This is a genomic window from Bradyrhizobium sp. Ec3.3 (assembly GCF_000472925.1).
GTDB lineage: Bacteria > Pseudomonadota > Alphaproteobacteria > Rhizobiales > Xanthobacteraceae > Bradyrhizobium.
The window spans coordinates 1-20,075 of sequence record NZ_AXAS01000029.1 but is presented as its reverse complement, the minus strand read 5'-3'; the positions used below and the strand labels follow the sequence as shown (position 1 = coordinate 20,075).

At 60.2% G+C, this 20,075-nt stretch carries 15 protein-coding genes; 3 read left to right on the top strand and 12 right to left on the bottom strand.

Going from position 1 to position 20,075, the window contains the following annotated elements; translation table 11 throughout:
- Positions 1–569: 569 nt before the first annotated feature.
- The 5 genes from gmd to YUU_RS56640 form a co-directional block, all read right to left on the bottom strand.
- Positions 570–1,661, bottom strand: a complete 1,092-nt coding sequence (gmd, locus tag YUU_RS0125055; protein WP_027524850.1) for a GDP-mannose 4,6-dehydratase — start codon at positions 1,659–1,661, stop codon at positions 570–572.
- A 153-nt stretch (positions 1,662–1,814) separates the two neighbouring features.
- Positions 1,815–2,207, bottom strand: a complete 393-nt coding sequence (locus tag YUU_RS51725; protein ID WP_051389888.1) for a VanZ family protein — start codon at positions 2,205–2,207, stop codon at positions 1,815–1,817.
- A gap of 183 nt (positions 2,208–2,390) precedes the next feature.
- On the bottom strand, positions 2,391–2,654 hold the full coding sequence (locus tag YUU_RS0125045; RefSeq protein ID WP_027524849.1) for a hypothetical protein: 264 nt from the start codon (positions 2,652–2,654) through the stop codon (positions 2,391–2,393).
- A 36-nt stretch (positions 2,655–2,690) separates the two neighbouring features.
- On the bottom strand, positions 2,691–5,468 hold the full coding sequence (locus YUU_RS0125040; protein ID WP_156944504.1) for a hypothetical protein: 2,778 nt from the start codon (positions 5,466–5,468) through the stop codon (positions 2,691–2,693).
- 923 nt (positions 5,469–6,391) lie between these two features.
- Complete coding sequence (locus tag YUU_RS56640) at positions 6,392–6,649, bottom strand: hypothetical protein (protein WP_084801551.1); 258 nt, start codon at positions 6,647–6,649, stop codon at positions 6,392–6,394.
- 1,247 nt (positions 6,650–7,896) lie between these two features.
- Between YUU_RS56640 and YUU_RS51715 the strand changes: the two genes are divergently transcribed.
- Positions 7,897–8,115: a hypothetical protein gene (locus YUU_RS51715; protein ID WP_035663303.1), complete on the top strand. Its 219-nt coding sequence runs from the start codon at positions 7,897–7,899 to the stop codon at positions 8,113–8,115.
- Between the two features lie 458 nt (positions 8,116–8,573).
- Here the strand turns inward: YUU_RS51715 and YUU_RS0125010 are convergent, their stop codons facing one another.
- The 3 genes from YUU_RS0125010 to YUU_RS0125000 are packed head-to-tail and all read right to left on the bottom strand — an operon-like array spanning position 8,574 to position 11,174.
- Entirely contained in the window at positions 8,574–9,152 is a 579-nt protein-coding gene (locus YUU_RS0125010; protein WP_027524847.1) for a hypothetical protein, read from the bottom strand.
- On the bottom strand, positions 9,149–10,330 hold the full coding sequence (locus tag YUU_RS0125005; protein ID WP_027524846.1) for an ERF family protein: 1,182 nt from the start codon (positions 10,328–10,330) through the stop codon (positions 9,149–9,151). Before YUU_RS0125005 ends, YUU_RS0125010 begins: the two co-directional genes overlap by 4 nt.
- Positions 10,314–11,174, bottom strand: coding sequence for a YqaJ viral recombinase family protein (locus tag YUU_RS0125000; RefSeq protein ID WP_027524845.1), 861 nt, complete (start codon positions 11,172–11,174; stop codon positions 10,314–10,316). Before YUU_RS0125000 ends, YUU_RS0125005 begins: the two co-directional genes overlap by 17 nt.
- Positions 11,175–11,393: 219 nt before the next feature.
- Between YUU_RS0125000 and YUU_RS51710 the strand changes: the two genes are divergently transcribed.
- Positions 11,394–11,816, top strand: coding sequence for a hypothetical protein (locus YUU_RS51710; RefSeq protein ID WP_245288087.1), 423 nt, complete (start codon positions 11,394–11,396; stop codon positions 11,814–11,816).
- Positions 11,817–12,043: 227 nt separating this feature from the next.
- On the opposite strand, the gene terL is transcribed toward YUU_RS51710, so the two are convergent.
- The 4 genes from terL to YUU_RS0124975 are packed head-to-tail and all read right to left on the bottom strand — an operon-like array spanning position 12,044 to position 15,911.
- Positions 12,044–13,444, bottom strand: coding sequence for a phage terminase large subunit (terL, locus tag YUU_RS0124990; RefSeq protein ID WP_027524844.1), 1,401 nt, complete (start codon positions 13,442–13,444; stop codon positions 12,044–12,046).
- Positions 13,441–13,860: a DUF5681 domain-containing protein gene (locus YUU_RS51705; protein WP_051389886.1), complete on the bottom strand. Its 420-nt coding sequence runs from the start codon at positions 13,858–13,860 to the stop codon at positions 13,441–13,443. Before YUU_RS51705 ends, terL begins: the two co-directional genes overlap by 4 nt.
- Positions 13,857–15,239 (bottom strand): DNA methyltransferase, encoded by a 1,383-nt coding sequence (locus YUU_RS0124980; protein WP_084801550.1) that lies wholly within the window; start codon positions 15,237–15,239, stop codon positions 13,857–13,859. Before YUU_RS0124980 ends, YUU_RS51705 begins: the two co-directional genes overlap by 4 nt.
- A gap of 27 nt (positions 15,240–15,266) precedes the next feature.
- Positions 15,267–15,911: a hypothetical protein gene (locus YUU_RS0124975; protein ID WP_027524842.1), complete on the bottom strand. Its 645-nt coding sequence runs from the start codon at positions 15,909–15,911 to the stop codon at positions 15,267–15,269.
- Between the two features lie 1,700 nt (positions 15,912–17,611).
- Here YUU_RS0124975 and YUU_RS0124965 point away from each other — a divergent pair.
- On the top strand, positions 17,612–20,075 hold a 2,464-nt coding region (locus YUU_RS0124965), incomplete at its 3' end, for a DUF4347 domain-containing protein (RefSeq protein WP_156944503.1).

The window sequence follows — 20,075 nt, the reverse complement described above, 5'->3', positions numbered from 1 at the left end:
GGGACAGCTAAACCTCGCATGAAAGCAGGTCAACCCGCTCTATGCATAAGCATGCCAGTGTTCCCGATTGTCGCAAAAAATGACGGCAACACGGCAATACATTCAAACGTTGTAGGCAATATTGCTCGGGTGTTTCAAAGCCGGCGAAAGGCCAATTGAAGAAGGCCTTTGCGTAAAGCACAAGAACGCGCTGCCGCGATAGAGCGCTCGTTATTGCAGCGCTCGGAGTTGAGAGTTCGACCCGCGAGCCCGATGTTGCGTATCGCAAATGTGGCAACGCGGAACTCGGTCGCGCGGGTCGCATCTTTGCTGCAAACTACAGGAAGTCACCGAAGGCAAGAGTGCGGCGATGGCGGCGAGGCATCTGCTCGGAAACCTTGGGGTAGTGAAAGCAGCAAGACGTCGGTCCGGTATCTAACGCCTCGTTCCCCACTGTCGTGGAAGATGCGGTTCGCTTGCCCTGAAGAGGAATGACACCGCGGTGGCGTCGCTTGGCAAGAGCAGCCAAAAAATAAGCGCTGCGAGAGCGCTTATTTCCTTATCAATTGCGATGACGAGCTACCGACGGGCTATTCGTGTCGCGCGAAGTAGCGGAAGCCGTGCTGCTTGATCAGTTCGTCCCGCTTCGCGGACTCGAGATCCTCCTTCATCATCTCCCGAACCAGGCTCTCGAACGACGTTTTCGGCTCCCACCCGAGCTTCTGTTTCGCCTTGGCGGGGTCGCCGAGCAGCGTCTCGACTTCGGTCGGTCGGAAATATCTGGGGTCAACCGACACGACGCACTTTCCAGTTTTGGTATCGTATCCCTTTTCGTCGACGCCCGTTCCTTCCCAGCGAATTTGCAATCCAATCTCGCTGGCCGCGACGTTGACGAAATCTCGCACCGACTGCTGTTTGCCGGTGGCGATGACGAAGTCCTCCGGCTTTTCCTGCTGCAGCATCAACCACTGCATCTCAACATAGTCGCGGGCATGGCCCCAGTCGCGCAGCGCGTCGAGATTGCCGAGATACAAACGTTCCTGCAGGCCCAAATGGATGCGGGCCAGGGCGCGCGTGATTTTTCGGGTGACAAAGGTCTCGCCGCGGACGGGCGACTCGTGATTGAACAGGATGCCGTTGCAGGCATACATGCCGTAGGCTTCGCGGTAGTTCACCGTGATCCAGTAGGCATAGAGCTTGGCGACCGCGTAAGGGGAGCGCGGATAGAAGGGGGTCGTTTCCTTCTGCGGGATCTCCTGGACAAGGCCATAGAGTTCGGACGTCGAGGCCTGGTAGAAGCGCGCTTTCTTCTCCAGGCCAACGATCCGGATAGCCTCTAAAATTCGAAGTGCGCCCAACGCATCCGAATTTGCCGTGTATTCGGGTTCTTCGAAGGAAACCGCGACATGGCTTTGCGCCGCGAGATTGTAGATCTCGTCGGGTTGCACCTGGCCGACGATACGGATCAGGCTCGACGAATCCGTCAGGTCGCCGTAGTGCAAGCGGAAGGGCGGGTCCGGCTCATGTGGATCAAGGTAAAGGTGATCGATGCGGTCGGTATTGAACAGCGAGGTCCGGCGCTTGATGCCATGGACTTCATAGCCCTTCTCTAGGAGCAGTTCGGCCAGATAGGCGCCGTCCTGTCCCGTAACGCCGGTGATGAGTGCGCGTTTTTTAGTCATGCAAATCTCACAGATCTTGACACGTGTTCTTAGCCAAAACCTTCGGTTGGGGCTACCTGAAACAAGGTGAATTTTCGAGCGGATTGGTCGCTAATGTTAACAGACCCGGGCGGGCGCCCGGCAATCAAGCCGCCGCAGCGGCGGCGAAGGCCATTAAAGCTGATCCCGCTCTCTGCGCCTAAAAGCGGTGCTCACCGCGGGCACGCTCCGCAATTTTGCTTGCCAGGAGTTGAGCATGACGCGAGCTAGCATGATGCCGGATGCAGCTCCCATAACCTTGGTCATTGCATCCACCACGCGACCGTGTCTGTCGGGCGTAAGTAGTTGCAGAATCTCAAGCAGGATTGCGCTTCCAGCCACGATCAGAACCGCACGCATAGGATGTTTCGGATAGGCTAGCGCGAACACGAGGCCCAAAAGTAGGAACGCCGCGAAATGTTCCAGATGAGACGGTGCAATTTGGGGCCTATCATGCACGGGGCCAAGCGTCATGAACGCCACGGCCGCCAGCGCCAGCCATCCTGCAATAAGACAAAGTCTTGCCATGCTTCCTCATAGCGGGAACTCCGCGATCCTGCAACGCTTAGCCTGGAATCTGGCTCGAATTCTGGGCACTCCGGAGTGATAGACTGTCATACGTTAGACGCACGGCGGTCGCCTAATATTTGGTCAAATGGCCTCGGAAATACGGGGCAGTTGCGCGGAAAACGGCGCCTGGGATGCCGCACGTTAACGCCTGTTCGCGCGCTTGAATGCTTGGCCTTTGGACATTTGCCTTGAGCTGCGGAAGACTTCGATGCCGTTGATCTCCTTGAGAAGCAGCAATCTCGAAGCCTGCGTGGCATTGAGGTGGCCTTCAAACAGGCGGAAGGTCTCCAGCGCTTGCGCGGACACGTTCATGCTGATGGCGTGTTGGCCTCCGATGGCGGCAATGCGATTGTCGATTTCGGAGGCGGCAATCGGACCAAGACGCCGGCTCAACGCGTTCTGCACCGTTCTGCTTGCTCTTCGAACTCGGGCGCGATGAGATCAAGGTCTAGCCGTGGCCACCTTGCTTGGGAGCGGCACAGGTTTCCCCAAAGCCCGCACGAGCTTGGAGAGTTGGTCGTCGTTGTCGCACTTCGTCAGTAGGCCCTTAAGCGTGTCGCTTCCCTTAAGCCTCTCGCGGGTTTGGTCGGAAAGCACCCATCCAAGCGGGAATGATTGCTCCTGCGCGCACATGGCCAGATGGAAAAACAAGGGCTGTCGGGTCGCCGACTTAAGTGAGGTTGCATCGCCAATGTCGAGTGCGGGTTTCGATTGATCTTCACAGCACAGATGAGCGAGGCCGGTGACGGCGGTGAAGCCGTGAGCTTCCCGCACCGACATGATGCCGATCATGGGTGCGCTCAATTCGTTGAAGAGCGACAGGTTCCACCAATGGGGATTGGCCTGATAGCTTTCGAGGGCCTCGCCGCGGTGGTCTGTGCATTGGCGGACCAATGTTTTGCCCACGACCATCGTCGGATCACTGCTGATCTGCAAAATCACGGGCCGGATCGCGTTACCTTTCGCCTTGATCGCCGCGCGTGCAAGCTCGACCGCCGTCTGTGCGCCGTAGTTTTCGAAGTAGCCCCCGTCTATAACGAACCCATGAGGCTTATTGTCCGGATCAATCAGGTCGCCGGCGGGAGAGATGTAGGTGAAACGTGCGCTGTTGTGGGCAGCCGTGCTGAGGCGAACGTCGGATGTGAGCATTTTAAGGGCATCGTAGCTGTCGACGAAGGTGTCCTGATCGATCTTGAGATGGCTGGTAATGATGCGTCGCCCAGTTTCCTGATGCGTGGCGTTGAGGAGCAGTGCGGGCCGCCATTTCCATGAGTCTGGCGATAATCTGATTTCCGGGAAGAAGCTGGTAAAGGAATTAGCCAACAGCCCGTTGTCGGGCGCTTGTTGTTCGAAGCTGCGTTCAAGTGCCTCGCCGCGGTCGATCTGTCCGAAATCCGGCAGGAAGTTGGAAGGAATGTCGATGAATGCAAGGCTTGCTAGGCCTGCGGCGAGAAGGTCGCCTTCAAGATAGGTCGTCGGCTCGACCTTCGGCCCGACCGTCGTTTCGTTCGTGGGTGCGACCTTCGGCTTCTTCTCAAGATGATTATGAACCGCTGCGGCGTACGCGGCTGCTCCGACGCTCCCGCCGGAGACGCCGCTGATGGCGAACAGCAAGGGGCGCATTAGCCCGTCGTTGTCCGGCTGGCCGGCCGCAGCCATTGCAGCCTCGATGGCAGCGTTGTCCAATTCCGCCTCGAGCTTCTCGAGAACGGTCGCAGTCCAATACGCGGCACGGATCCCGCCGCCCGCAGTCGCGATAATGAACAGCGGAACAGGTTCTCCGGGATACAGAGAGTGGTAGATCGGCGCAGCCTTCTGGTACCATGCTTCAACGGCCTCGGTTACGGTGGGCCGCTGGTCGTACTTTGCGATAGCGGACATTCCCGCCTTATCTGGCGCGGGCTTACATTGTCCGCAAAGTCGAACAGGGTGGTAAGTCCGGGTGGCCGACATCAATATGGCAGGCGCCACCAAAAGTCCGACGAAAACGCACCACACTGTCTGTCTGTGAATCGCAGTGAAGCCTCGCCGCCTGCAATCCCGCGCCAGGGCGTCGGCAATGAGATCCAGCAGATTGGCGCCGGACAGGAATGAGCCGAATGCGAAGAAGGCAATAACCAGTGATCCAAAATGCCCGCCAACCCACATTGGCGAAATCCAGATCGCCAGTGTGCCGCCGACCATGATTGCGGTCAAACCTAAGCCGCACATCCACGAAGTTCTCGCTTCCGCGATTGTGTCGCGTCGACGGTGTTCCTGAACGGCTCCGGAGCCGAGCGGAGGTCTACGACGCAGCCAGCTAATCACGCCCAAAAAACCGATCGCGGAGAGCGATATCGCCAGTATCGCCCGAAATAGACCAGCCGGAATAGTTTCACGCCACAGTGCAAACCCGACAGCCATTAAGAGCATGACTTCAAAAAACGCAGCCATCTGCATGTTCGAACGTGCACGCGCTCGCTGCTCGGCGTTGCCCCTGTGGGGCAACAGCGCATGCTCGAGGAACCAGACAAAAGAGACTGCGAGCACGATCGCTATAGGTGCAGTAACCGCAAGTGCAATATTTGCGACGGTATGTGTGAAATTGGTAGCTTGGAGTGCAGCAAACGACAGGCTGCAAGCGGCGAGAAAATGAGCGATAACACCGACGAGACGAGGCCCCCAGAACAGGAGAACCTGATGGTGTTCAGGCTCCGGAAACGCCCGATTGAGTCCAATCCGAGCCGACAGCCACGCACTCACGGCCCAATAGATCAAGACTAAAAACAGCACGGCGAATTGGCCGATCTTCTTGTCCATTAGACCGAGGCCAAGTTCACGCCCTTGATCGTTGAAGAACAGGAGATACGTCGCGACGCCCATCACGCCGATTGGCAGCGCCATCGCGGCCACGATCCGGCCTAAACGGCCAAACTCCACGATGTCGGTCACGAGCCTGAGGCTAAGGAGGGAGGCATAGGCGGCGAGAACCAGCAGGGCGAAAGCCGCCGCGAGATGCGGCAGGGGATCAAGCGCGGCAAGAAGCTGGTTGATCGGGAAGTAATGCTGGTCGAGCCAGGAGTGGTGCCAGTCGGGCTCGGCAAGCAGCAGGAACAAGACGAGTGCCACAGCGAACCTTGGCAACAGCGCGCGATAGTGCAAACCAAAGCTGATCCATCCGTTCAGGCTTGCACTCGCATTGCCATCCCAGCCGCCGATGAGAAACGACCTGATCATCACCAGGCGGTTCTGCCATCTATCTCGGGCGGTAGGAGGTCGGGTTTGCGCCCTATTGACTATATGGGCCGACCTGATGCGTCTCATTCGGGCAGCTTCAATGCGAAATTTCGCGTTCCACATGGATGCTCTCCATTCCCGAAAACGGCTGGCAGTGTTCGCTGATTGTCTGTGTGTAGGTCCTTTCCGCTTCGCTGCACTATCAACGGTTGTGTCGCTCTCCACCGTGAGGCAGGTCACAGCCCCGGCATCACCTGTTCGTGACGGGCGCAATTCGACCGGCTCTGCCTGGAGTTCGCGGAGGAGGCCAGAGCGCTGCTCTGTTGTGCTGGCGCGTACACCTCCATGCTGATCGAATGTTGGTCCAAGCCGTATGCAGCAGGGCGACCTTTAAATCTCGGAGGCGGCAATCGGATCGAGCCGCCAACTCAGCGCAACTTGAATCGTGGAGAGCTCTGCTTGCGCTTCGAACTCGGACGCGATGCCCACTAGATCGATGTGCCGTAGGGACTTTTCGATTGCCCGTTGGCGATACGCGTCGAGAAGCTTGTGTCGCAAGAATCGGTCGTGCTGGATATCCTAGGAGATTTCTGCAACGTCGATGGCGAGCAGCCACTCGATCGCAGATAGCGGGGCGAGATCGTTGCCTATCGCAATATTTGACAGTGTTGGACGCTTGCGTCAGGTGGCCCAACGGGGAGGAAAAGGACCACAAACTCTACCCGGCCTGGTGGCCGCCCTAACATTTTGTGCGGTATCGAAGGGAGCTTTCACAAAGCGGGTTCAAAGCCGCGCATCATCGTGCTCAAAAGACAATCGACGCTTTCCTAAATGAATCGACGGTCGTTCCGGAAATGTTGAATTCTGTTTGTTAGGGGGGATCCATCAGCAATTTGCTCGGATCACCCTCGAGATGTCCTGATGGATCAGTGATTGTACCACCAGTAGCCTGACCAGAGCGAAGAGACGGGCCGTCGCTCCGCCTTCAGTGCCGCTACCTCCTCAACTGGTCGAAGACGCGGACCGTAAACTGCGGGCGGATAGACATCGTCCCAATAGACGTATCCAGTCCTGTATCGGTGCGCCGGATAGGTCGAGATATCCGCAGCCGAGGCAACGCTAGCCGAGAGCATCGGGGCGGAAGCGCACAAAAGCACGGTCAGGACCAGGGCACGGGGCTTCATAGGGAAATCTCCTTCTCAAAATGGCTCAAGGTCGAACAATGCGCTTCCCTGCAAAAGGTTGCATGGCTTGAGCAGGGGCATCGCGGCGAAGATAGCACATTACTTGTGGCCATGCACTGGCGCACTTTCAATGGAATGCGCCCTTACCTGACAGTCACCTCTACGATGATGGTCGACGTGCCGCGTTGCCTGCGATTTTCGCCTGTCACCTCTAATGTGAATCGGTCATTTCCCGCGGAAGAGGGGGCTTGGTAACGAAATGATGGGCCGACGGTAGTTACAACGCCGGCCGTTGGCGGCTCGAGTAATTTTATCTCGTCCAGGAGCTGCGTCCTGCCCCGCAAACCCTGCAGGCACTCGCCTCCAGGTTGGATCGAAAAAGACCAATACACCGTGTCGGAGCGCAGTTCGAAGCGCTCGGGGCGTGACGCGCATTCGCCTGCGATCGAAGCGCGCGCCAATAGCAAGCCGGCGAAACAGCACAGGCCTGCCACCACTGATTTGATGCTCATGTGACCGCCCTTGAAGGTCCCGAATGCGTCAACGCTATAGTGCAGACCAGACACGATGGTCCATTGGTAGATTTCACCGAGATGGGACGGTGCCAAGGGGTGCGGAAGTGAGCGTGGTTTGTCACTGCATGCGAAACGCGTATCGCAGGTAGAACCCACTTGATCTCCGTCTTTTCGCAATCCTAGCGCTTGCATCGACTTAAAGCGCGGTGACGTTTCATCTCCTTGAGAACCAACAGACGCTTGGCTTGCGCGGCATTGAGCAGGCTTTCGAAGAGGACAAGAACGTCGCGCGCTTGTGCACCCAACAGCCACTCGATCGCTGAACGAGGTGCGACCTCGGAGAATATCGCATCTCGCAGCAGCCGGTAGTGACCGGCGTCCTCGCCGGTAGCAGCAACGGCGGGGATGAGAGCATTTCAAGCTCGCTCGGCCGAGGGATCGCAATTCTCTGGCGCGAGCAAGACGCCCCGGAATGGCAGACTGCGATCGACGGTCGATGTCGGTGGTCGAACGCGGCGGGCCGCCCCTGTTCGACCGCGAGAATTGGCGCTGCCCAAACGCTCCAGCGCGTCACAAGCCGGTCGTAAGCCCACGCACGACGCGTGCTCGGGTGGACCGGATCGACTGTTAACCAAAACCCGATGTGCCAAAGCGGGGCACGGAAATTGGCATCTCTGTTGCAGAAGCTGTCTCAGCTGGGCGGTGGGCTTGTATCGAAAAGGGCTAGGACTGATGAAACAGCAACTGATGAAACAGCAACTGATGAGCGACAACGCGTCGCCTCCATCCAGATTTTTGGTTCGCGAGGGATCGAAGGGCTGGATGGTTTACGATCGACAACGCAAGGGACCTGCGATGGTTGGAACCAATCCCGCGGTTGATCTGACCAAGGACCAGGCCAACCACATCAATCGGACACTGACGGCTGATTGGGCGCGGGCAAGCAATTGACTTGAGCGACGCCGCCCGTCGGCGGCATCGCGTCTGTCCTAGACCGCCGCGGCTTGGGGACGAGGCTGATGCGCTTCGGCACCGCCGGGCGGCCGTTGCTGATGACTCGGAGGTCACCGGGATACGCTGTCTTGGGGCCTTGGTACTGCTGCCCCAGCCCTAAAGCCGAGCCGGAGAGGAGCAGGCGGTCCCACGGTTAGGCGTGGTGGGGCTGTCCTCGGGCCGGAGCAGTGCAATCGATGGGCTGAGGTCGAATACGATGACAGCTGCACTTTGCTGGCCGATCACAGTCGCGATCGCGAAGAGAGCGTGCTTTGATCGAAGTTGGCGGCCTCGATGGGATAGCGACAGAAGAAAGCCACGACGCGCGGTAGCGCGTCGGGGCTTCTCTCTCGGATCGGCTGGGTACCTCGAAGAGGCTACGTGCGGTTTCGGTCCCACGCCGCTGCATCAGGAGATCAAGGGAAATCCATCCTTCGGCGCCCACCAGCGAGGCGCTGATTCCGGATCTCGCGCAGCAGCAGCATCCGCTTGGTTTGTGCGGCATTGAGCAGGCCCTCGAACAGCACGAAGATTTCGCGGGCCTGCACGTAGACTTCCGTGTTGATGGCGTGTTGATCGAAGCCATAGCGAGCAAGACGCGTGTCGATCTCGCTTGCAGCCACCGCGTCAATCCGCCAGCTCAGGGCATTTTGCAGGGTGTAGTACTCGGCCTCAGCTTCGAACTCGGGGGCGATCCCGATCATGTCGATACTGCGAAGCGCAGCTTCGATTGCCTTTTGGCGATAGATTTCGAGAGCCTTGTGCCGCAACACGCGGTAGCGCTGGATCTCCCAGGAGAGTTCAGCGACATCGATCGCGAGCAGCCACTCAATGGCCGATCGGGGCGCAAGGTCGGCGAAGATCGCCTGCCGCAGCGCCTGGTAGTGGTCAAGGTGTTCACCGGGGAGTAGCAGGGGCGGCTGCGCCAACACCTCAAACTCCGTCGGCAGCGCGGTCGCGGTCAGCTGCTGCGCGGTTTGGAACGGGCCGTTCATGGTGGCGAGGCCTCCGACCCCAGGTTTGCAAGAGCCGCGGTGCCGACGGCCGCCTTGGACGGGCCGTGGATGGGGCTCGCCGCCCACAGCAACTGCGCGACCGGCAACGGCACGATCTGCAGGTTCGCCCACCACGCCCGTTCGTTGCCATGCCGGTGCAGCTCCTGATGATGGGCGCGGCACAGCGGCACGGTGAACTCGTCGCTGACTTTCTGGCCCAGCGCGCGCGGCTGCGCGAATTTGAGGTGATGCGCATCGCACGGGGTTTGCCGGCAGACCAGGCAAGGTTGGTCGCGGACGAACAACAGATGCGCCTTGCTGCGCTTGCGGGGCGGCTCCTTGGGATGGGCGAGCCCGGCCTCGGGCGCGGCTGGCAGAGCTGGCTGCAGCGCTGCCTCGGCGCCCGTGTCGGCGGCTTGGACCGATGCTGGGGTTTGCTCGCGATCTGAGACGGGCAAAGGTTCGACCATTACGGCTGCGCGACCTGAGCCAGTCTCGAGCTTGGTCCGATAGGCAGCTTCGACCATCCGGGCGTCGGCCTCCAGCAAGGTGTTCTTGAGCGGAATGCTGGCCTTGGCCCAGGTGAGCAGGTCGTTGTCGGGAGGCAGGGCTGCGAGCTGGCTCAGAAGCTGCTCGCGCAGCTCAGCGGACTGCGGCGGCCCCAGCACCGGCGCGCGGTTGAGAACGCCCTTGGCGGGCTTGGCTTTGGCGCCAAGAGGTCCTTGCGGCCCGGCCTCCGGCATGCCTGCCAGCGCGTCGGGCGCATCCAGATCGTCCTCGCCGGCAATCCCGACCAGGGCGAACAGGGCATAGCGCCGGGCGTAGGTTAGCGCCGCCCCCATCCGGTGCGGCGCCTCGACATCTCTGGTGGCGCACACCGGCCAGTCCGAAGAAATCCACTCGCCCGAGGAGTGGGCGAGCAGGGTGGTGAGGTGGATCTGTCCGGTTGCCGCCTCGATCCGGGTGGTCTGGATGGTGGCGATCTCCTGCTGGCTCAGGGTCTTGCGCACGATGTCGAGGCCCGAGGCCAGCGAGGCGTAGCGGAAGGTCCGATCGTCATCGCGCAGAAATGGCGAACGGATCTGAGCGGTGAGGGTCTTTTCCGGATTGGTCAATTCGGCCTGCGCGCGGGCCAGCGCCGCCGCGATCGTACCGATGTGCTCACTGGCCTGGTGCATGGACGCTCTCCATCTCAACCGGATCAAAGCTGACCGCGCCGGCTTTGGAGCGCTTGGCGCGAAGGCCGTGGCCAAAGGCCTCCTTGGCGTCCTCGGGCAGCAGCTTCTTGAGCTCCGCCTTGGCCAGCTCGTGCTCGCCATGGGCCTCCCGGGTGCGCAGGTAGGTCGCCGCGCACTCGGCCCACAGATTGGACGCGGTCATGTCGACGACCTTGACGGCGGCGAGCCGCGGACGCGGCGGCTCGATGCCGAACAGGAGCGGCGGCTCGCCGCTCTGCACGCAGCGCCAGAACTTTTTTTCCGCGGTCAGCAACAGGTGCTGGTAGAGCGGGTCGGCGTGGACGGTGATCTCGACCCATTTGCCGCCGCCGGTGATCACTGAGAGCACCGCCGAGCGGGCGGCGATCACCCACATGTTGTGCTGCAGCTGCGCCATGTGCTTCTCGGCGGCGGCCTCCTCGGTAAAACCCCAGGGCAGCATGAACTTGGCTTCGAACACCGCCCCGGTCTCTGCGACAACGCCGTCGAGGGTGGCGGCCATCCAGCCATGCACGGGATGGAGAAGGCGCTTTTGAACGTCTGTGATGGTCTGGCCCGAGGCGTGCTGATACCAGCTCCGGTTGAGCGTCTCCGTAACGGTGCCGAGCTGAACGATCAGGTTGTGGGCAAAATCTTGCGGCGCAATCTCGCCGCGCTTTTCGCGCCACAGGCGAATGAGATCGTCCTGATCTTCGCCCATGATGATGCGGGCGTCCGAGCCGCCGATAAAGGCTCGGCGGTCGTAGGGATTGAACTTGATGATGGGATGGGGCGCCTCGGCGCCATTGGTTGCGATCGTGGCCACTGGTATCTCCTTTGGGTTTGGCACTTGCGGCTGCCGCCGCACCGCCAAAACCCCCGCCACTGCGGGGTGAGATACCGGGGCCGTCGGTCAACGCCCCGTTGCATCAGTAACGCTCCTTTTGCGTGGAAATGCCAGTCCTTTCTGCAGCAAGATTGTTGTTCTTTTGGCCTGAAAAGGCTTGATATTTCAGGCGTTTGGAGGGATTTTTTCGGCGCTAGAATGCGCGGCAGCCGAGGAGCTGGGGGGATGACGTCACACCGACAAATCGAAGCCAATCGCCGTAACGCCACGCGCAGCACCGGTCCGAAAACGGCGGGCGGAAAAGCCAACTCCAGCCATAACGCGCTGCGCCACGGGCTCGCGTGCTGCATCGACGACGAGGATCGCGAACTGAGCGAGCTTGCGGACGCGGTCGCCGCGGCGTTAGGGCCGATGATGTCTTCTGAGCTGAGCTTGGATGTTGCGCGATCGAAACGTGAGCTGTCACGCGTCCGCGCCGTCCGCCATGCGATGTTGACCGAACTGCTGGGTGCACAGATGTCGGGATGTTTGAAGCGGTTGAACGGCCTCGATCGCTATGAGCGTGCCGCGCTCGCGCGACAAAAGCGCGCGCTGCGATCCCTCAGGGGAGGAGCGGGTTGAAGCAGCTCGGAACCAAGTTGGGTTCGTTCTGCAGAAACTGGGCACCGAGGGCTGCGCCGTGAGGCTTAGACGCGCCGAAGCAACGGCTATATCCAGCGGATGGACGCCACAGAGCAGTTCTCGACCGCGTCTTCTTCATTTGCTGAACGCGCCTGCCGATCGCGCCGATATTCACGTTTGGACTGGTCGCGAACTCGGGGAAGCTCGCGTAGCGGCAACGCACTCCATCACAGCCAGCTCATCGTATAGTCGTAGCCGTTGTCCTCATAGGCAAGGGCCTGGCTGATGCTGTCGACCTGGTCGTCGTGACGGCCTTGCGGGAAGGTCAGCAGCTCCATCTCGAGGTCGGCCAGAAATGGCGCGTTCCTTGGCAACAGCACCCGCCCGGCTGCAAATTTGGCCTGCTGAACGTACAGGCGGCCGATCTTATCGTGGTCGATCTTGATGGGATTGACGAAGCAATCGGTCTTGTCCCGGAGCTCCTGGGCCAGCGCAATCCCGGTGGATGCGTCTTCGACCAGGATCTCATGCGGTTTGAAGCGCTTGGCGAGCTCGAGCGCGGTGTCGCGGAGAACCGGATATTCGAACCGACCGCGGGTAAGGTCCAGCAGGTAGTAGTAGCCGTCCGTGACAAGCCAGGTTGTACACACCGACCAGTCATTTTGCGCGCCATTCTTGGCGGCCGTATCCCAGCTCTGGATGATCCTACTCCCAGGCACACGTGGCGGCGCCTCGTCGTAATACCGCAACCAGGATCGCTTGATCATGCCCCCGCCGGCCGGCACGGGGGCCTGTTGGTATTGCGCGGCGAACACGTCGGGCCCGAGCGTCTGCTGCAGTTTGCGGAGCGTCTCGATCGACTCACGTGCAGGGTGCAACGCTTCTCCAGCGCGACGCGTATAGAACTTATCGATACCGGTTTGGATGGTGGTGTCTGTCTCGGAGATTGCAGGCAGGCTAAGCACTTCCCATTGGTCCGACGAACTGGTGAGAAATCCCGACAGGTCATCCATGTGGACGCGTTGCATGACCACGATGATGGCGCTGGTCTGCTTGTTGTCCAGACGCGACATCATGGTGTTGTTGACCCATTGATTGAGGCCGTCGCGACGAACATCAGAGTGCGCGTCAGCCGGCTTCTGCGGATCGTCAATGATGAACAGATCGGCGCCCAGGCCCGTCAGGGTTCCCGAGACCGATGTCGACTTGCGGAAGCCGTGTTCGGTGGTGATGAGTTCGCCGTCGGTGTCACGCAGCGGGCTCATGACCGAGAAGGCGCGCCGGTACCACGCGGCGTGCACCACCGACCGGAAATCTCGCGCCAGCTTCGTCGACAGTTCGTCGCTGTAGCTGATCGCCATGATTCGACGGCGCGGCTCCAGACCCAGCAAGAACGCTGGGAACGCCACTGACACCATGACCGACTTCAGATAACGTGGCGGCAGGTTGATGATGAGGCGGGTGATTTCTCCGCGGCGCACGCGATCCAATTGATAGGCAATCGCCTCGATGTGCCAGTTGGGAAGAAAAGTGGCTCCCGGATGGAGTGTCAGAAAGCTTCGGTAGAGGAAGCTGACAAAGTTGGTGCGCAGAACTGCATCCAGCAGCGCAACGTCGTGGTTGGTCATTCGGGTTCCTCTTTCTTCTTGAGCTGCTCTTCGAGTTGGCGGGCGTAAAATTCCAAGATCTTCCTGTCGTCCATATCGAGGACCGGGGTTTTAGGCTGTTCGGATGACTCGATCAGCTGCTTGCGGTTGAGCAGGAAGGTCGCTGATTTTGGATTTCCCTTCAGCGCGTCATTCGCGAAGTTAAGAAGGATGGCCTCCTGCACGGTGATCTTGCGCGCTCGCCCGTTCTCACGGACCGTGATTTTCCGGGCGAGGATCTCGTTGATGATCGTCGCCTCGTTCTTGCTGCCCTTGGGCCGGCCCTTCGGATTGCCACTTTGGCCCGGCTTGAACCAATGCTCGGGCGGCGGCGTGCAGTAGCCGACGCCATCTTTTGTGCCGGACGTGTCGGCGCGGCGCGGGCGCTTACGGCTCATGTGCTGCTCCCCGGCGTTGCGGAGGCGCGCTCGGCGGCGACCTCCTCGAAGGTCTGGCCGGTTGCGGTGAGGACAGCGTCTTGCTTGGTGAAGGCCTGCCAGCGGCGGATCGCGGCATCGACGTAGCGCGGGTCGATCTCCAGGCCGTAAGCGCAGCGGCCGACGCGCTCCGCCGCGAGCAGGGTGGTGCCAGACCCCATGAAGGGATCGAGCACGATGTCCCCGCGCGCGGTGCAATCCTTGATCGCGTCGGCGACTAGCGCGACCGGCTTGACCGTGGGATGCACCGCGAGGTCGTCGAGCCGGCCGGCGCGGAAGCTGTTGACGCCGGGATAGCTCCAGACGTTGGAGCGGTTGCGGCCGTGGCGGCCGAGCTCGATATTGTTGAGGTGCGCCGCATCGCCCTTCTTGTAGACGAAGATCAGCTCGTGCTGCGAGCGGTAGAAGCTGCCTTGGCCGGCATTGGTCTTGTTCCAGACAACAAGGTTTTGCAGGGAGCCGAAGACGTCGTGCCCGGCGCTGTGCATCTCGCCCAGGTGCCGCCAGTCGGTGCAAACGTAGTGGATTGAACCGTCCTTGGAGAACTGGACGGCAGGCCGCATCCATGTCGTTGTAAATTCCGTGAACTTGGCCGGTGACATTTCGCCGGAAGCCACCGCAAATTCGCGGTGCTTGATCTTGCCGCGGCCGAGCGTTTTCGAAATGCGCACGTTGTAAGGGCCATCCGCGAATACCATGGCGGCGCGATCGTTGGCCATTAGGACCGCCCAGTCCGATGGCGCGCGGGCGTCGCCGCACAGCAGGCGATGCGCGCCGGCCTGCCACAGGTCGCCCTTGCGGCTGACCGGATGATCTTCGATCGCGCAGAGCTCATCGCCCGGATCCTGGTCGCCGAAATCGGCCATCAGGCCGTCGACCTCCGCCGGCTCAAAACCGGTGATCTCGAGGCTGAGATTGCATTCCGGGAGCAGGGAAGAAAGCTCGCCGAGCTCCTCGGCGAGCAGCTTGCGATTCCAGCCTGCGTTCGCCGGAATCTTGTTGTCGGCAAGGGCGAGCGCGCGCTTTTTGGTCTCGTCGAGCCCACGCATCACCAGGACGGGGACGTCCTTGAGCCCGAGCTGCTTGGCCGCTTCCCAGCGCGCGCGCCCGCAGATGATCTGCAGATCTTCGCCCGCCAAAATGGGATAGGTCCATCCGAATTGGAGGATCGAGTTGGCGACTTGTTTGACTTGCTTCTTGGAGTGGGTCCGCGCGTTCTTTTTCGCGGGCTTGAGAGATTGCGGAGGCACCAACCGGATGTTGCGCTGATCGTCCCAGTAGGGGAAACGACAGCTTTCATTTGAAACCTTTATATGGGTTTCAATTTTGCGTGAAGGCATCCATTTTTCTCCGTCAGTTGGGCTGTTTCAGCTTCGACCGCGCTGCTTTGGTTGAGTTCTGGAGAGCGCATTCGCCAACAAATGCGCCGATCCCCCCAATTCGAGCCAAGTGGTCGAACGGCCGGCCTTCTCACGAGTGAAGGCAACGGCCGTCGTTTCGTCGTCAAATATTTTCGCTAGCGCGGCAACAGCTTCCGGATCCTTGGCGTACCGGTTATCCGAACAGATTAACAAGAAGACGCGCGACGTCGACGGGTACGCCGGAGCTCCCGGTCGGGCTTCGCGCTTCATCTGCTCTGGGTCGAACAGCACCTTTGGATCGACACGTAAGATTCTCGCGTGCCTTGCTTCGAGTTCTTTTCTGTATTGGCGTAGCATCTTGACCGCGAACAATTGAGGCCAGTTGTGATTCAACATCTGCAGCCCGAGCATGAGTGCAAAAGCCTCGTAGTCCGAGAACAGCACGTCGGCGCCCTTGCCGCCGGAGTCATCACTGTAAAAGGCGTAGTTCGAAATCTCCGGATCGCTGGACCGGAGGTTTCGTCCTTGGCCGCGGTCGGTATCGAGGAGGCGCTTGATACGGGTTCGTAACGCCGGACTTGGCTCGGCCGACTGCTCGTCGAAGACCCGTGAAATCGCCTCCGCAACTTGATTGCGCTTGTAATCGGTCATTTGGAGTATAACTATGGGTTTCAATTGGCCCCGTCAAGACGGACCTATATAGTCGAATGAGAGTCACGAACGATTAAAGGAGGTGCCGATGCCGCCCGCCACTCCAGGCGAGCTCCCTACGAGTGCGAACCGAAAGCGCCAAGTCGTGGTGGCCTGCCTGGTTCCAAAGATGCTTGGACTTGTCTGTTCGAAAGGCTGACGTGTGCATGACGTCGGAGATTGCACCGCCGAGCTTGACGGAGATCTAACGGTGATGGCCGGTCACCTCGGGACGGAATGCATCTTGCTAGCGTCTACGCGCCCATCAAGGGACGGCTAACAAAAGTGTTTTCCGCCCATGTGATCGGAGCATCGCGCGGTTGCAATGTGGATAACAATCCAAGGTTGAACGATGGTGTTGCTGTGCTGAGCTGGCGACGGGGAAGATGGGAGGATGCGATCATGGCGGATCCGGCGATCCCCCGGTCGCTCAGCGACGTGTTTGTGAACGGATGGCTTCGCACCCAGGGCGATCTCCTTTAGGCAACCTCCTAATGATTTTGGGTCGGCGCGCCGATAGACCAGCCGCCACTTGGGCGGACGCGGTTTGGCCTTGACGTTCGCATACAAATTACCGAACCGCCTTCGGCGGAATGCTGTGGGCCTCACAATCCTCGCGCTGATTCAACGTGCTCTGCTTGGTGTGACCGCCAAGGCGCCTTGCCGTATCGAATGCGGGGGCCGGCTCTCGTCCGCCATCCTGTTCTCCTCTCATTGTAAATCGAGACCGAGAACAGATCGGTGTGCGCGAGCCGCGAGACAATCGTGTGAGATTTGGACGCTTACTACGCTCACGTAAGCGTCCGTCTCGGACTACTGTTGTCAGTTGATGGCGGTCGCAGGTCGCCAGTTCCAGGGCGGGAGGTCGTCGAGCCGGCCCATGGGTGTCCGTTGGACATGCGCTCGCCGGCTGACCAATAAGATCAAGGGCATGTGTTGGTCCCAGGATCATGGTGCGTTCGACAGCGTCGACAAGGTTGCCGGCCCGCGTCCGACAACCGGCACAACGCAGCGATCTCATCCTGCTAGAACATTGCTTGGCGCGGCGTCGCTCTGACTTGAACGGCGACAAGCCGGTCGCTGACGAACGCAAGGCGCGCGGCCCTACCGAAAGATCGGTTACGGTGGCTTACGGTCATTCGCTTGCGGCGAAGCACCGCGCACTCCGATCTCGGACCGATCAAATCATCCTAAAGGGGTAGCCCCGGATCGTGCTGGATCGAGTGATTGCCCAAGCGTATTGCGAGGATGCTCCAGTGTTGCCGTTTTCTGACGCACGTGGAACGGGGGCGCTGCAGTGGCAGCGCTACAGGGGACGTGATTTGAGTAAGGTTAATATTGCCCGCAGGGGCGGATTGCCAATTAACTGGTCCGAAATTGAACGGCGTCGCCAGGAAATTTCGAGTTCGCCTCTTTCTTCTCGGTGCGACCTTTCGATCGGGTCTTTGAGCAAGCTCGCAAATCACGCGTCCGCTCAAATCGACCAGTGGGCTTTCGAACGAGCCCGTGGCGAATCGTGCCGCCTCGCTGACGACGGAATGCAATTCATTTGTCCAGATGCCGTTGGGCCCTGGCAGCCATTCGATCCAAACAATCCAGCATTTACCAGCGCGTGAGCGCGACGTTGTTCCCGTTATTCAATTTCAGTCGAGAGCTCATCCATGACCACCACTAACAAGCATGAGATCGCCTTTATCGACCAGGGCGTCGATGACCTCGATGTGTTGACTAAGGGAATTCGCCCCGATGTAGAGCTGTTCCTGCTTATCAACAATGAGCCAGCCCTCCGCCAAATGGCGCGCGCAGTTGAGGGCAGGAAAGGACTGGAAGCAGTCCACATTATCGCTCACGGACAACCGGGTGAGATCGCGTTCTCGGCGGGGCTGTTGTCGCTTGAAACGATTGATCAAGACCGGGATGATCTGGCCGTTTTGGGCAGCGTGATCGGAGAGGGCGGAGAACTTCGGTTGTGGAGCTGTGCGGTCGCGCAAGGCGAGCACGGCGCTGCGTTCGTCCATGCGATCACAAACGCGACCGGAGCGAAGGTAGCGGCATCAGTCCGGCGCGTCGGCGCCGCCGCGCGCGGGGGAAGCTGGGAACTCTCGTCGATTGAAAAACCAACTTTGGCACCGCCGCCGATCACGGCGGCTGGGCAGCGGGCCTATGCGGGCGTGCTGGACACAAACAACACCACGATTTCTGGAAACAACAGCACAAACACGCTGTCGGTCACCGGAAGCAACGACAAGATCAGCGATGGCAACGGGACAAATTCCGTCACTGTGACGGGCAATAACAACACTGTGTCTGACGGCAATGGGACCAACACCGTTGCCGTAACCGGAAATAACAACACGGTTAGCGATGGCAACGGCACCAATACCATCACGGTCAGTGGCAACAACAATACCATCAGCGACGGCAACGGATCCAACACGATCATCGCCAGCGGCAGCAACGCGACGATCAGCGACGGCAATGGCGGCAACCTGATCTATGCGAAGGATACCAGCGGCACCAACAGCATCAGCGATGGCAACGGCAGCAATATCATTGTTGGTGGCAGCGGGACGGATACCATCAGTGCCGGCAACGGCAGCAACATCATCTACGGCGGCGCCGGAAACGACACGATCAAAGTCGGCAACGGCAGCGACGTCATCATGGCGGGCGCAGGCACCGACACGGTGACCGCCGGCAACGGCAATGATCTCTTCATCTATGCGATCTCGGACCATTACACGGTCGTGGGCAGCCAGCTGCAGAGTATTGCTAACGACGTCGACACCTACGTCGCCGGAGGCGGCACAGACACGATTCGAATCGTCGTAACAGCCGACGAATACTCGCTGATGAATACCCAGCTTACTGGGTATGCCAACTGGCTCGCCACGCACAAGGGGAGCAGTGCGACCTATTCGTTGAACTTCGGTACCGGGGGCGGCTTATCCCTCAATGGCTTTGAGGCGCTTCAGGTTCAAATCGTAAACCCCGGGACGATCAATCTGGCCGCCGGCGCGAATTCAAGCACCGGCTCGCTCAACAGTCTCAATCTCTTCAGCAACACGGTCGGCACAAGCTCGACCAACTTTACCGACACGTTCAAGATCGTCGGTGTCGCCGCGGGAAATGCCGGCGCGAGCGCGACGACCCTTGATCCATCGCTCGCTGTTGCCAAGTACCTCGATGGTACGGCAACCCTGCCGACTTCTTACACCGTGCACGGCGCGGACGGAACGCTTACCGTCAATGCTGATGGTACCTACAGCTACACGGTAACGTCTCACGTCTCTCTCTCCGACACATTCACGCTCACCACGCTCGATCAGAACGGGTTCGTCACCTCAACGACGCTGACGTTTGGAGTGCCTAACCTGGCTGCACCGATCGTGACTTTGACCCACGACACTGCTGGCGCCGGCACCGGCGGCACCGCCAGCGACCATCTGACCAAGGATGGGTCCTTGACTGTGAGCGGCGCCGTCGGCACCACGATCACCTACGCGGTCGATGGCGGAGCCTTCAGCGCGAGCTATAACCCGGCCGCACTGGCGGATGGCAGCCACACCGTGGACGTCAAATTGACCGACCAGGCCGGCAACACCGCCGACACCAGCATCAACTTCACGCTCGACACCACGACGGCGGCGCCGACCGTGGTGCTGACGAACGACACCGCCCGTGCCGGCACCAGCGGCACCAGCAGCGACCATCTGACCAAGGACGCCTCCTTGAGCGTAAGCGGCACCGAAGCCGGTGCGGCGATCACCTACGCGGTGGATGGTGGGGCTTTCACCGCGAGCTACGATCCGACCAGCCTGGCGGACGGCGGCCACACCGTGGACGTCAAGTCGACCGACCAGGCCGGCAACACCGCCGACACCAGCATCAGCTTCACGCTCGACACCACAACGGCGGCGCCGACCGTGGTGCTGACGAACGACACCGCGGGCGCCGGCACCAGCGGCACCGCCAGCGACCATCTGACCAAGGACGGGTCCTTGACCGTGAGCGGCACCGAAGCCGGTGCGGCGGTAAGCTATTCGGTGGATGGCGCGGCGTTCACCTCGAGCTACGATCCGACCAGCCTGGCGGACGGCAGCCACACCGTCGACGTCAAGTCGA